Genomic DNA, 13,522 nt, shown 5'->3' with positions numbered 1-13,522 from the left:
CACCCAGCTCCTATCCAGGAGTTGGCGAACGTGACTGCCGGTTTGGCAGTTCGCAACGCAAGTCCGCAGTCCCGGGCAGGTTGTCCAACAATTTTCTGGAGATGTTCACATGAAAAAAACCATTCTTTCGCTGGCGATGTTCGGCGCCTTCACCGGCGCTGCCATGGCCCAGAGCAACGTGCAGCTGTACGGCATCATCGACCTCGGCGTCGAGCATCTGACCTATGACAACACCAGCGTCAATCGTCTGGGCTCCGGCGTCCAGTCCGGCTCGCGCATCGGCCTGAAGGGTAGCGAAGACCTGGGTGGCGGCTTGTCCGCGATTTTCCAGGTCGAAACCGGTTTTTGTGCTAACGGTAACGGCGCTGGTAGCGACGTCTACAACCATGGTTTTGCTCCGACCCAAGGCGCACAAGCCCAAGCCCTCGGCAGCTATTGCACCAGCGGCAGCACGTTCATGGGGCGCACGAGCATGGTCGGCCTGAAGGGCAACTTCGGTGAAGTGGTCGCCGGCCGCGTGTACACCGATTACTTCACCAACGCAGCCACCGTGGATCCGTTCGGTGCTGGCCTGACGGGCTCCATCACCAACATCGACACCGGTGCTCTGACCTACGTCCGCGCGTCGCAAGTGCTGGCCTATGTGTCCCCGAGCTTCGCCGGTTTGCAAGGCGTGGCAGCCTATGCCTTCGGTGGCCAATCGACGGGTAACGCCAACGGCCAAGGTTACAACCTGAGCCTGAAGTACAGCAACGGTCCGATCTTCGCCGGCGTTGGCTATCTGCACCACAACGCGACACCTGGCGCAGGGAGTCTCATCACCGACGGCTATGACACCAACAAGCTGACCCAGGTGTTCGGTTCGTATGACTTCGGCGTGGCCAAGATCTCCGGGCTGTATGCGGAAGAGAAGTATGCGACGAACCAACCCGTGCAAGGTCCTGACAACCAGGTGTGGATGCTCGGCGCCACCGTTCCCGTTGGTCCTGGCGCGATCCTCGCCTCCTACAGCCAGATCAAGAACAAGAACCTGGCGAACTCGGCTGCCAAGCAGATCGCCATCGGGTACACCTACTCGCTGTCCAAGCGCACCAACCTGTACACGTCCTACGCGCGTATCAACAACGATACGAACGTCGACCAGTACGTGGGCGATGCGACCATTGCCGGCAGCGGCACGGTTGGCGGTGCCTCTTCCAGCGGCTTCGCCCTTGGCATCCGTCACCAGTTCTGATCAGCAGCAAGCTGGTTTAGCTAGTGTTTGAAAAGCCGCCTTCGGGCGGCTTTTTTTGTGTGCGCCCGGCACGGGCGCACACACTCGCAGGTACGAAGTTCTGTACACACCGCGTAAGGGGGAATCGCTAGCCAGCGCCAAGGTTTCGCAGGCGGCCAAGGGTCTGGAGGAAGCCGGATCGCAAAGCGCTGGCCGGAAGTAAGGGGCGCGGTCAGGCGGCGTCACGCTGGGTGAGGCGCAAGACGCGCACTTTGGTCAATGCCCCCCAAGTTCAACACTTCCGGGCCGATTTTGGTCTGTGCGCGGCGCTTGCACGCCGACCGGGGCGTGTTGAATCAATGACTTGAGTGCACCGTGAGGCCGTTTCTCGTTGATTGCGTGTAGTGGCACGTTTGTAACTGTTGTGTAGTTGATTTCGCGGAGCGCGCCAGCTACACTTCGGCCATGTTCATCAAGATCACCCAGTCCGGCGGTCGGCGCTACGCCCAGCTCGTGGAATCGTTTCGCAACGACGCCGGTCAGCCGCGTCAGCGCACGGTGTGCACGCTGGGTCGTCTGGACGTCGGGGGCGACGTGGACAAGCTCATCGCCGGACTGCAGCGCGCCCAGGGTCGCGCTCCTGCAGCTTCGTCGCTGCAAGGGCTGCGCTTTCTGGCCAGCCGCCAGGCCGGCGACGTGTGGGCGCTGGCGCAGCTGTGGAAACAGCTCGAACTCGATGAGCTGGCCGGCGCCTGGCGCAGGTCCAAGACCGAGGTCGACGTGCTGGGGTGCCTGCGCGCCATGGTGTGGAACCGCCTCAGCGACGCGCAGAGCAAGCTCGGCGTGCTGCGCTGGCTGGACACGGTGGCCCTGCCGGTGGAGTTCGCCTTCTCGCAGGCGCCGCAGCACCAGCACCTGCTGCGGGCGATGGACGTGATCGACGAGCACGCCGGCGCCCTTGGCGAGAGGCTGTCGATGCTGCTGCGCCCGCTGGTCGATCAGGATCTGTCGGTGGTGTTCTACGACCTCACGACGGTGAGCGTTGCCGGCGAGAGCGAACTGCCCGGCGACGTGCGCGTGCACGGCATGGGCAAGTCGGGCAAGGTGGAGCGTCAATTCATGCTCTCGCTGGTGCAGACCGCCGACGGGCTGCCCATCGCCCACGAGGTCCACCCCGGCAACACGGCCGAGGCCAGGACACTGCTGCCCATGATTCGCGCACTGTTGGCGCGCTACCCGCTCAAGCGCGTGGTGCTGATTGCCGATCGCGGACTGCTCAGCCTGGACAACCTCAAGGAGCTCGGCGCGCTGCAGGACGCATTGCGCACCGAGGGGCGCGACGTCGAGGTGCAGTACATCCTGGCCGTGCCGGCTGCGCGCTACGGCGAGTTCGCCGACGATCTGCGCACGTTGGCCGCGACCCAGGACAGCACGAAACCCTGGGCGGCGCAGTTGCCGTGGAAACAGCAGCGCCTGGTCGTCGCGCACGACCCGGAGGGTGCCGCGCGCCGCCGCCAGCAGCGCGAGGAGCAGCTTGCCGAACTCATCGCGCTGGGCCAGCAGTGGAGCGGAACCCTCGACGCGCAGGACGCTGGAGAGCGCCGGCGCGGGCGGCCGCTATCAGACTCGGGGGCGACAGCGCGTTTCTATCACGCGGTCAAAGAAGCCAACATGGCCCACGTGGTCAAAGTCGACCTTCAGGGCAAGCTGTTCAGCTTTCAAATCGACGAAGCGCGCAAGCAGTACCTGCAATTGCTCGACGGCAAGCTCTTGCTGGTGACCAACACCGATGCGCCAGCCGACGAGGTGGTGCAGCGCTACAAGAGCCTGGCCGACATCGAGCGCGGCTTCCGCGTGCTCAAATCCGACATCGCCATCGGCCCGGTCTACCACCGCCTGCCCAGGCGCATCCGCGCCCATGCGCTGATCTGCTTCATCGCGCTGATCCTGCACCGCGTCATGCGCATGCGGCTGCGCGCCGCCGGGCGCGAGGGCTCGCCGACCCGCTGGCTCGAGCAATTGCGCGCCATCCACCAGCAGACAGTCCAATCCGCTGACGGCGAAACCGCCACCGGACTCACCGAGATCACGCCTGCACAAAAGGCCCTGTTCGCCGACCTGTCACTGCCAACTCCCATACCGGCCGACCTTCCTGCCCCTGTCCTGTAGTCTGCGTTTGGAAGCTTGCTTTCAATGCAATCAATAACTTGCGTTCCGGAAGTGTCGAAGTCGGGTAAAGATTCGGTGATGACGTCGGCAGCCGTTACCGACGCAGGATGGCTGCGTAGTCGGGACGCAGCGGGTACAGCCAGATGTCCTTGATGGGCAGCGCCTGTTGGTGCGAGAGGCTCTTCTTGCCGCGGCCGGTTGTTTTGCCCACGAGGACCCAGTTGGCGGCCTTGTAGCAGGTGCCTTTGTGCCTGGGGCTTTCGACGAAGGTCTCCAGCATCACGGGCGAGTAGCCGTAGCGCTGCTGCCAGTCTTTGGGCAGGCGACGCGCGGCGAGGGCCAGGATCTTCGAGGCAAGCCCTTTGGACTGCACCCACGGCAGGATCAGGAAACGCGTGTTGTTGACGACGCGCTGCAGGTTGTTCTGCCGCTGATCGTGATTCCAGCCGATGAATCGTTCGCGATCGGCCAGCTTCCAGGCGCTGGCGCCGAAGCTCAGCAAGGCAACGAGCCGGTCGCCAGCGTAGACGTTGTAACGGATCTGGCTGCCCGACATGGGCGTGTAGCCCAGGTAGTGGTAACGCGCCACATATTCGTTCCACAGCCTGGAGGCCGCGCCGACACCGGCGACCACCTCCAGGCGCAAGGCATCCAGAGCATGCACGGGCATGTCGATCGCACCTTGCGCATCGGTGGCCGGTGTGGGGTCGAACTGCGCCCGGCGCCGCGGGTGAGGCATCTGTGAGGGTGGCAGCGTGATCAAGCCGTCAGTCTGCATGCGCAGCATCGCCACGCGGCAACTCATGTCGCTGAGGCGTCCATCAGGGCGGCGCCAGTCGATCATCTCGCACACCCTGCGCGACAGCGGCGCGCGCTTGAGCTGGGGGTTTTGCGCCATCAGCCAGGCGATGGCGTCAAGCTCCTCCTGCGTGAACACGCGCCCGCAGTACCGTTTGTTCATGAGCTGTCGATTGTTGCGCAGGCCACGCCGCGCATCGCGCTCAGCCGGGCCTCATCCATCCGCCAGGGCAGGAAGCGGTCGAGGTCCGCCGGCATGCAGCCGCCCGCGTGTGCGCAGGCATGCAGATACGCGCTCAGCCAGGTGCGCGGATTGATCCCCCAGCACTTGAGCGTACCCAACACGCTCATCATCGTGGCGGCCAGCTGCCCCGACCACTGGCTGCCCGAACCATAGAAGTTCTTGCGCCCGACCACCGCGGGCCGCAGCGCGCGTTCGGCGGCGTTATTGTCCAGGTCGATGGCGGGATGATCCAGGAACAGGATCAGTCCCGCCCAGTACGTGCGCAGGGTACGCAGCACCTTGTGCGCCGCGCCTGCCAGTGCCGTGTCGGCCAACTCATCCAGGCAGCGCTGCTCCATCGAGGCCACCAGCGCGCGCGTCTCGGCATCGCTGTCCTTGAAGGCAGCGTCGCCATCCGCCCATTGTTGCCGCCGCCGGGCGTGCAAGGCGTACAGCTCGCCGATGAGCCCGACCCATCCCATGGCCCAGTCCCACAGCGCCGGATAATCATTGGCCGCGCGCAGGAAGTCGCGCCGCTGGTGCGCCCAGCAGATCGACAGCTTCACCCCCGGGTTCAACCGGGCGAACTTGCGGTACGAGGCGTAGCGGTCGACACTGAGAATCCCCTCGTCCACATGGTTGAGTGCGGCCGCCGGCACCGAGGCCGAGCGTGAAGGATCGAGCACAAAGCACACCGCAGTGGCCGACTGAAACACCCACAGGTACCAGCGATGCCCGACCTTGCCGGGCTCCTCCTCGAACACCTCCCAGCGTGTCTCGTCGGCATGCCAGTGCGAGCCACGTCGCAGCTCATCCAGGCCAGCCTCGGCCACCGGCCCCAGCAACGGCCACAGCATGCGCAGGCCCTCGGTGAGCGTGCCCTGCGCGATGTGCAGCCCATGATCGTCCCAGTCCTGCAGCAGCCTGTGGCTGGGCTGCCCATAGAGAAACTTCGACAGCAGTGCCTCCACCCAGACCGACACGCCCAGCTTGCCCCGTGGGATGAGTTGCGCCGGCGGCGGCGCCGTCACGATGCCGGGAAGTGCGCCGCAGCAGCACAGCGGCCGGTAGCGGTGTCGGCGGACGATGCGGCGGTACGCCTTGACCTCGATCTCCAGAATCTCGGCATCCTGCGTGCCGGGAAACGCGCTCAGCCCCAGGCCGCAGCGTGGGCACGTCGTCTGCAGCGTCACCTCCTCAACCCTGGCCGGCAATCCGCCCAGGCGCGTGCGGCCGTGACCACGCCGCCCACGTTGCTGGCCCCGCGGCCGTGGAGGGCCAGCGCTGACCTGGCACACCGCATTGATCCGGCGCGACTGTTCCGTCTTGGCGCCAAACACGCGCAGGCGAAGATCGCGGATCTGCGCCTGCGCGGCCTCCAGCGCCGCCTTCAACTCGGCTTCACGCTGCGCAAATCGCGCCTTCTCGGCCTGATGCCGACGTTCCACGAATTCGATGCGCGCCACGGCTCGCGCATGCAGGGATCGGTATGAACTTGCCCGCTGCACCAACTCGATGTGCTCGCGCCTGGTCAGCGTGACCAACTCCTGGTCATAGGGTTTCGGCGTCGGCCGTCTTGCGTCGGGCACCGTCCCGATCGCCGAGTCCAGGTCTGCGGCTGTGTCGTTCACAGCAAACAGGGTACGGCGAAAAAACTTCTGTGTCCAGCACGTTCTGCTCGCGACTCGGTCAGCCTACGTCATCACCGAATCTTTACGAAGTCGGGATGCCCAAGCCTTGCACGGAAAGGCGCAGCGTACGTCTGCAAAGCATGAGGGCGGAAGCAAGAGCCGGCGAGCCTAAGCTGGTGGCCGAAAGCGCCCCTGGTGCCACGAGGCGGCAGGATGCCCGGCATCCATGCTTTAAAGCCCCTGTGCGATTCTCTCAGCCAGCGTTTGCGCCGACTCGGCCGATGTTTGCAAATGAAACTCCGCGTGCAGGGGGGCTTCATACGGGCTTGCAATCCCTGTAAAACCCGGAATCTCGCCGCGCCGGGCTTTCGCATAAAGCCCCTTAGGGTCGCGCTGCTCACATTCCTCCAGTGGTGTGTCGACAAACACCTCGAGGAACTCGCCGGGCGCGAACAGGCTGCGCGCGAACTCCCGTTCGGCCCGAAACGGCGAAATGAACGCCACAATCACAATCAGCCCCGCATCCACCATCAGCTTTGCCACCTCGGCCACGCGGCGGATGTTTTCCACGCGGTCGGCCTGGGTGAATCCAAGGTCACGGTTCAAACCGTGGCGCACGTTGTCGCCATCGAGCACATAGGTGTGCCGGCCTTGCGTATGCAGTCGCTGTTCCAGAAGGTTCGCAATAGTCGATTTCCCCGACCCTGATAATCCAGTCAACCACACGCAGCGCGCGTGTTGGTGCTTAATCTGCGCCCGTGCCGCTTTGTCCACCGCCAGCGCTTGCCAATGCAGATTGCTGTCGCGGCGCAAGGCAAAGTCGATCATGCCCGCGCCCACAGTGGCCTGCGTCATGCGGTCGATCAGGATGAAACCCCCCAGTTCGCGATCGTCGGTGTATGGCGTGAAGGGCAGGGGGCGGTCGGCGCTCAAATGCACCGCCGCGATGCTGTTCATGGGCGCCTCGCGCGCCGACAGATGCGTTCCCGTGTCTGCATCGACCAGATGGCGGATGGTCGTCACCACCGCGCTCACCGTGCGGTGGTGCAGCTTGAGCCAGTATGGACGCCCAGGCAAGAGCGCCTGTTCCCCCACCCAGACGACATGCGCATGGAACTGCTCGGCTTGGTCGATGCGGGCATCGGCCGTCACCAGCACGTCGCCGCGGCTGATGTCCCTCTCCTCACGCAAGGTCAGGCACACGGCGCTGCCAGCGCGGGCGTGCGCCACAGGATCGAAACCGACGCGCACCGTCTCGACCGTGGCGTCCACCCCGGAAGGCAGCACACGCAAACAGTCGCCCGTGCGCACCTGCCCCTGCGCGATGGTGCCGCAATAGCCGCGAAAGTCCGCATTGGGTCGCAGCACCAGTTGCACCGGCAGGTGCAGTGGTGCGGACTCATCGTGCCGGGCTGCGGGCACCTGCTCCAGCCACTCAAGCAGGGTTGGGCCGTCATACCACGGCGTGCGCGTGCAGGTCGCACTCAGATTGTCCCCGGTGAGTGCCGACAATGGCACCGCCTGCACCGACAAGCCCAAGGCATGGGCCAAGGCGGCATAGTCGGCGCAAATCGCTGTGAAGCGCGCGTGGCTCCAGTCCACCAGATCCATCTTGTTCACGGCCAACAATACCCGGTTCACGCCCATCAGCGCCACGATGCGGCTGTGCCGCCGTGTTTGCGTCACGACCCCCTTGCGCGCATCCACCAGTACGACTGCACAATCCGCAGTGCTTGCCGCCACCGCCATGTTGCGCGTGTACTGCTCGTGTCCCGGTGCATCGGCGACGATGAAGGCCCGTCGCGGCGTGCTGAAAAAGCGGTAGGCCACGTCAATGGTGATGCCCTGCTCGCGCTCGGCCTGCAGTCCGTCCACCAACAGCGCAAGATCGGGTGCATCGCCTTGCGTGCCAAAGCGACGCGAGTCATTGCGCAGGGCCTGCCACTGGTCTTCAAAAATCTGCTTGGTGTCGAACAGCAAGCGGCCGATCAGCGTGCTCTTGCCATCGTCCACGCTGCCGCAGGTCAAAAAACGGAGCCTGGGGTCAGGGCTGGCATCGTTGCACCCCACAAGATCCTGCCCCGGTTCACGCTTTATCTCTAGACCTGACGCCACTTAAAAATACCCCTCCTGCTTCTTGCGCTCCATGCTGCCCGCTGAGTCATGGTCGATCAGCCGCCCGGCGCGCTCCGACGTGTGGGTGGCCAGGGTCTCGGCAATCACCTTGTCCAGCGTGTCAGCCTCGCTCTCCACTGCGGCAGACAGCGGATAGCAGCCCAGGGTGCGAAACCGCACTCGCCGCAGTTGGGGCGTCTCGCCTGGCGCCAGGCGAAAGCGCGCGTCGTCCACCATGATCCACTGGGGGTTGGCATCATCGCCGCGCAGCACCACCAGGCGCTCAGCGGCGAAATACAACGGCACAATGGGAATGTTCTCCGCCTGGATGTACTGCCAGATGTCGGCCTCCGTCCAGTTGGAGAGCGGAAAGACGCGCAGCGTTTGCCCTGTGTTCAGCCGCGTGTTGAAATTCGCCCAAAACTCCGGGCGCTGCGCCTTCGGCTCCCAGCGGTGCCCGGCCTCTCGCACCGAAAAGATGCGCTCTTTCGCACGGCTCTTTTCTTCATCCCGCCGCGCCCCGCCAAAAATCACATCGAACCCGTGCGCATCCAGCGCCTCTTTGAGCGCCTGCGTCTTCATAATGTCGGTGTAAGCGCTGCCGTGGTCAAAGGGGTTGATGCCCTCGCGCAAACCCTGCTCATTGGTGTGCACAATCAGCGTCGCACCCACCTCGCGCACCACGCGGTCGCGGTGGGCAATCATGTCGCGGAACTTCCAGGTGGTGTCCACGTGCAGCAGCGGAAAAGGCAGCACCCCGGGCGCAAACGCCTTGCGCGCCAGGTGCAGCATCACCGACGAATCCTTACCGATGGAATACAGCATGACTGGCTTGCGCGCTTCGGCGACGGCTTCGCGAAGGATGGCGATGGATTCGGATTCGAGCGACTTTACCGACATGGAGCGAGCTACACTTGGCGTGCTGCGAGCAGAGAAGAATGGAGAATGGGCCCTCTCTGCCTCAGGCCAATACGGCCCGCATGACATACTGCAAAGGCATTGCGTCACTGACAGCGATCTGTGGGTCAACCCCAGCAATTCTGGCCATTTCCTCGATGACAGGAAGGAAATCATCGCGCCGAGGTTCAGGAAAAATCCTTGGCCGACCTTCAACAACTTTGAAACCCGCGGAGGCAAATAGCTCCAACATCGTTTGGCGCGTAAACCAGCGCAAGTGTGTTTTGTCGAGCAACCCGCTGTCCGCGTAGCGGAAATCGCCGACGCTCAAGCGCGCTTGAATGCTCCAATGCTGCGCGTTCGGAATGCAGGCGACGATGGAGCCATTACGCGGCATAGTTGCTGCAATCTGGCTGAGAATGCGCCAAGGGTCCCTGAAGTGTTCCAATGTGTCGCCAAATATCCAGCAGTCCCGATCTGAGTAATTTGTCCAGAATGAATTAGGTGCTACTTCGAGATCCATTGTGATGCACTCATCACAATGCTGTTTAGCAACATTCGTGTAAAAGTCCTCGATATCGACCCCCACATAATGACAGCCAGGATTGACCTTCTTAAACTCCCGGGCCAATGCGCCATAGCTGCAGCCGATCTCGATCAGTTTTTCTGCGCGGCCAGGGATGAGATTTAAAAGATCCGGGTTGTGTTGATGGTGTGCCGGCGTCTGTGAGAGAGCGGTCATCAGTTTCCCCACTTTCCAATGTACCGCTGATAGTTTTGGCGCCAGCCTTCACCGCCGAAACCGCCGCCACTCTCGTGCATGATCGCCAGATCCCAAGTTCCGCACGTCATGGCCTTGACCTCAGCTTGGCGGCAAAAATCAACATCATAAAAATGAAAATCGAATTCTTCGTCAAACCGCAGGTCGCAGGATAGAAGCCGGTCGCTGCGAGCCGCCAACAATACGCCGTCGAGCAGTTTCACGGAGCATCTCGGTTCGCCGTAATTGCTGAGCTGGCGCGGCGGAAATGTTTTTCCGTGCGCAACGATACCGCTGAGATGTTCGCGGGCATCCCAGGTGAGATTGGCGTCCACGAATGCCCACGCGGGTTGCTTGTTCACTCTGCGTTTGTTTCCCGCCACACCGATGAGGTCGAAAACGTTCAATCCCTCATCAACACGTTGAGGCAAAAAATAATCCAAGATATGCACGTCATCATGAATAAAAACCAGATTCGCCGGATCGCCCGCGGCCTCCGCAATTGCGATGTTGTAAACCTCGGGCAACCCCTTCTGATTATCTGGAAAAACACGCGCCTCTACTGGACTGTGCATCATGCGCGCAAGGGAACGGCCGGTTGCTGTTTTCGAGAAAAAGCCTTGGTACGACTCGCGCGTGGCAATGACGAATCGGGTCTTCATCGCACCCATCTCACTGCGTCGCGGCGGTGCTGATGCGCACCGCCAGGGCCCGCAAATGCGGCACCACCAGGCTCGGCGTCGTGGTGAACTCGCCGCCGGAGGGGTTGTATTGCACGGTGCCACCCTCCTTGGTGCTGAGGTCTTGTACCACCAGTGCGTTGGCCCCAGCGCACCGGCCTTGGCCTGCAGTTGGGCGAGCAGTTGCACCACCGGCGTGCCGGCTGAGGCCTGGACGTCGAGCACGGCGATGCGCACATAGGGTTGCGTGGGTAGCTGCCGCAGAACCGCGACCAGCGCGGTTGGGGCGAAAGTTTGCGCGGTTTCGCGCTGCACAGTCACCTCCTGTTGCGCGGCGCACGCACTCAGCACCAGTGCCAGGGCGCAGCAGGCGCACAGCGCAGCGAGCCGCAGGCCGCGTGGGGCACTTGGCATCATTGGGTCATTTCCTGCCATGGTTCGCCTCTTTGTCGACGGCGGCGGGGCCTGCGGCCGCGGCGGCCGGCTGCGTCAAGTTCTCGATCTTTGCGGCCTTGGCCAACTCCTGCACATGCTGCTGCAGCGCGGCGCTGCGCAATTGTTGTTCGATCTGCGGCTTGAGCTGCGCAAGTGTTGGTTTGGGTGTCGAGCGCTGCGCAACCAGTTGCACGATGGCATAGCCATCATCCAGCGCAATCGGTCCGGCCACTTGTCCGGCTTTGAGCTTGCGCACCACCCCGAGCACGGCCGCCGGCAAGCTCTGCTCGCTCTGCCAGCCCAGGGCGCCGCCGAGCTCGGCATTTTGGCCGATGCTCTGCTCCACCGCCTGGGCGGTGAAGCCCTGTTTGCCAGTTCGGAGTGCGTCGAGCGTGGCTTGCGCCTGCTCGGGGGATTTCAACACCATCCACCGCACCCAGTACTGCTGCGCGGGCTGCTCGGACAGGAGCTTGTGATATTCAGCCTCAACTTCGGCCTCGCTCACTGGGTGGGCTTGCAGGTATTGGTCGGCAGCCAGCTGCGCTAGGGCTTGGCGCTTCACATTGACCTGCGCAGCCTTGATGCGCGCTGCGACTTGCGCAGCTACGTCTGTGGTGCTGTCGGCCAGCAGTTGTTGCTGTGCGAGCTGCTCGGTCACCTGCTGGCGCACTGCGGGGTTGCTGGCCGCAGCGGGGTTTGCCGCTGCGGCTTGTTCCAGTGTGATGACGTGGCCGTTCACGCGCAGCAGGTCTTGCGCTTGGGCGGGGGAGGCAAGCGCAAAGCCCGCCAAGCAAATTGCCACAGCGCCCAGCGCGGCGTGCAGGGGGTGTTGTCTTCGGGTGGGTACGGTCATGATTAGAACGGTTGCTGCAAAACAAAATACACCGCGCGCTGGCTGTTGTACACGGGGGAACTGACGTTTTTCTGCGCCACGGGGCGGGCGGCCATGACGGAGAGGCTCGTTTTCCACGGTGCCGTGAAGGTCAGGCCGATACCTACGTCGGCCAGCATGCGCCAGCCGGGGGTATTGGCCGGGTTGTAGTGCGTGGTGGCTGCGCCCTGCTCGGCATAGCCCTGCGCGGCTACCTGCCAGCCGCGCCAATTCCACGCCGGCGCCTGCAGCACAGCGCGCAGCAGGTAGCCGCCGTCACCGGACAGACTGGAGGAGAATGCCGACACGCTGCCATAGCCGCCCACAACCCATTGCTGGTTGCCCGGCAGAGTGTCCAGCCCCCACTGCCCGCTGGCCGAGAGGTTGGCACTGAAACCCTTGGGCAGCGCCTGTTGCCAGGCCAAGCTGGCCGTCCAGTAGTGAAAGCGCGTTTGCGGCGCCGAGGGCAGGTCATAGACCATGGTCCCGCGCGGTGCGCTCAGGCCTAGGTTGTAGCTGGCCGCAGCGCTCACTGCGCCGGCCAGCCCGCCAATCTGCACATTGCGCGCGCCCTGCAGCCCCAGCGTTGCATAGTTGTAGTTCTGGTCAGCCAGGGTGTAGCGACCGCCCAGCACCGTGCTCTTGTACGCCACGTGCGAAATGGCCTGGTTGGCGCTCAGCCGTGCCGTGGGGCTGGCCCACACCAGCTGGGTGCCCGTCAGGGCGGCTGTCTGCGTCTGTCCTTGCGGGTAGTAGGGCGCGCCCGCCACCCCTAGGCGGTAGGTGCTGCGGTTCACGCTCAGTCCGTAAATGCCCCAAGGCGTCACCTTGCTGGCACTAAACGCACCGGCGTCGTAGCGGCTGCCGGTGCTGTCCTTTTGCAGATTGGGCAGGCCGTGGCTGTAATTGGCGGCAAACAGCCAACCGTCGCCCGGTTGTGCTTGCAGATTCATGGAGGCCACGTCACCGCCAACATAGCGGCTGCCGTAGTTGCCAAACACCAGGCTACCGCTCAGGCGCTTGAAGCCCGGCTGCGCCTGCGTGTCGATGGCCAGCGCGCTGCCTCCAGGCTGTGGCGCCGGCGCCACGCTGGGGCGAAAGCCCAAGCCGCTGCGGCCAGCGTACATCTCCGCCAGGATGTTGCGACGGATGAGATCGTTTTGCGTGATGGTGGGATCAAACTCCACACCATCGTAAAACCGCTTCACGCCAGGCTCGGCGGTGATCTGTGTGATTTGCCCTTGCACGACCGTCAGCGCGACCTGCGTGCCCTGCACCTGTGCTCGTATAGCGACCAACAAATGTCCTGCGCTACGGTAGGCGCCATTCAGGGCATCCACCGCCGCTTGTGGATTTTGCGACTCGGCAAGCGCGCGGCGCACAGCTTGCTCGGGCAGTAGCGTGTTGCCGGTCACTCGGTAAACAAAACCGTGGCTGTGTAGGATCAAGGGTGCGGCAGCGCCCGCGGGTAGGCGCAGCTCCACCACGGGCGGCGCCTTGGGCGGAAGAGAAAACGTTTCGAGGGCTAAAGTCATGCAGGCAGGACCAAACAGGGTACGGCGCGAGCCTCGCGCAGCTTGTGCTGCGGGCTGCCGATCATTGCCAACAGCTCCGCTCGCGAAAACATCACATGATACCTAGCGACCTTGATCGGGCGAGGGGGGGCAGCGGGCTGGCTTAATATCCAAAGTTTGCGCCTCCCAGCGCGACCACCGTCAAAAATTCCTCCG

The 13,522-nt window shown here is 63.6% G+C and carries 9 protein-coding genes and 1 pseudogene; 2 read left to right on the top strand and 8 right to left on the bottom strand.

Annotated features, from left to right (window positions below; translation table 11 throughout):
• Positions 1-109 precede the first annotated feature (109 nt).
• Together CD04_RS0112295 and CD04_RS0112290 are read left to right on the top strand one after the other, a co-directional pair.
• Entirely contained in the window at positions 110-1,234 is a 1,125-nt protein-coding gene (locus CD04_RS0112295; protein ID WP_038167769.1) for a porin, read from the top strand.
• Positions 1,235-1,678: 444 nt separating this feature from the next.
• Complete coding sequence (locus CD04_RS0112290; RefSeq protein WP_031407186.1) at positions 1,679-3,382, top strand: IS1634 family transposase; 1,704 nt, start codon at positions 1,679-1,681, stop codon at positions 3,380-3,382.
• A 94-nt stretch (positions 3,383-3,476) separates the two neighbouring features.
• Here the strand turns inward: CD04_RS0112290 and CD04_RS0112285 are convergent, their stop codons facing one another.
• From CD04_RS0112285 to CD04_RS0112245, 8 genes and pseudogenes are all read right to left on the bottom strand, one after another.
• The gene (locus CD04_RS0112285; protein WP_031403962.1) at positions 3,477-4,343 is read right to left on the bottom strand and encodes a Druantia anti-phage system protein DruA; all 867 of its coding nucleotides are present in this window, start codon (positions 4,341-4,343) and stop codon (positions 3,477-3,479) included.
• Positions 4,340-6,034 (bottom strand): IS66 family transposase, encoded by a 1,695-nt coding sequence (locus CD04_RS0112280; RefSeq protein ID WP_031403963.1) that lies wholly within the window; start codon positions 6,032-6,034, stop codon positions 4,340-4,342. Before CD04_RS0112280 ends, CD04_RS0112285 begins: the two co-directional genes overlap by 4 nt.
• 231 nt (positions 6,035-6,265) lie before the next feature.
• Positions 6,266-8,062: an adenylyl-sulfate kinase gene (gene cysC, locus CD04_RS0112275; protein WP_231480573.1), complete on the bottom strand. Its 1,797-nt coding sequence runs from the start codon at positions 8,060-8,062 to the stop codon at positions 6,266-6,268.
• A gap of 87 nt (positions 8,063-8,149) precedes the next feature.
• Positions 8,150-9,067: pseudogene (gene cysD, locus CD04_RS0112270) on the bottom strand (sulfate adenylyltransferase subunit CysD); the annotation flags it as partial.
• Positions 9,068-9,110: 43 nt separating this feature from the next.
• Positions 9,111-9,788, bottom strand: coding sequence for a class I SAM-dependent methyltransferase (locus CD04_RS23225; protein WP_081857922.1), 678 nt, complete (start codon positions 9,786-9,788; stop codon positions 9,111-9,113).
• Positions 9,788-10,468 carry a glycosyltransferase gene (locus tag CD04_RS0112255; RefSeq protein WP_031407178.1) on the bottom strand — a complete coding sequence of 227 codons (681 nt, stop codon included), beginning with the start codon at positions 10,466-10,468 and terminating at the stop codon, positions 9,788-9,790. Before CD04_RS0112255 ends, CD04_RS23225 begins: the two co-directional genes overlap by 1 nt.
• A gap of 439 nt (positions 10,469-10,907) precedes the next feature.
• Positions 10,908-11,774 (bottom strand): peptidyl-prolyl cis-trans isomerase, encoded by an 867-nt coding sequence (locus CD04_RS0112250; RefSeq protein WP_081857921.1) that lies wholly within the window; start codon positions 11,772-11,774, stop codon positions 10,908-10,910.
• 2 nt (positions 11,775-11,776) lie between these two features.
• Complete coding sequence (locus tag CD04_RS0112245) at positions 11,777-13,327, bottom strand: ShlB/FhaC/HecB family hemolysin secretion/activation protein (RefSeq protein WP_031407174.1); 1,551 nt, start codon at positions 13,325-13,327, stop codon at positions 11,777-11,779.
• Positions 13,328-13,522 lie beyond the last annotated feature (195 nt).

The sequence above is a fragment of the Thiomonas sp. FB-Cd genome (genome assembly GCF_000733775.1).
Lineage (GTDB): Bacteria > Pseudomonadota > Gammaproteobacteria > Burkholderiales > Burkholderiaceae_C > Thiomonas_A.
This window is presented reverse-complemented; position numbering and strand designations above follow the sequence as displayed.

Bases quoted from the DNA above. Each gene is read 5' to 3' on its own strand.
- CD04_RS0112285 (WP_031403962.1), bottom strand. From the start codon at position 4,343: ATGAACAAACGGTACTGCGGGCGCGTGTTCACGCAGGAGGAGCTTGAC.
- CD04_RS0112245 (WP_031407174.1), bottom strand. From the start codon at position 13,327: ATGACTTTAGCCCTCGAAACGTTTTCTCTTCCGCCCAAGGCGCCGCCC.
- CD04_RS0112250 (WP_081857921.1), bottom strand. From the start codon at position 11,774: ATGACCGTACCCACCCGAAGACAACACCCCCTGCACGCCGCGCTGGGC.
- CD04_RS0112290 (WP_031407186.1), top strand. From the start codon at position 1,679: ATGTTCATCAAGATCACCCAGTCCGGCGGTCGGCGCTACGCCCAGCTC.
- CD04_RS23225 (WP_081857922.1), bottom strand. From the start codon at position 9,788: ATGACCGCTCTCTCACAGACGCCGGCACACCATCAACACAACCCGGAT.
- CD04_RS0112255 (WP_031407178.1), bottom strand. From the start codon at position 10,468: ATGAAGACCCGATTCGTCATTGCCACGCGCGAGTCGTACCAAGGCTTT.
- CD04_RS0112295 (WP_038167769.1), top strand. From the start codon at position 110: ATGAAAAAAACCATTCTTTCGCTGGCGATGTTCGGCGCCTTCACCGGC.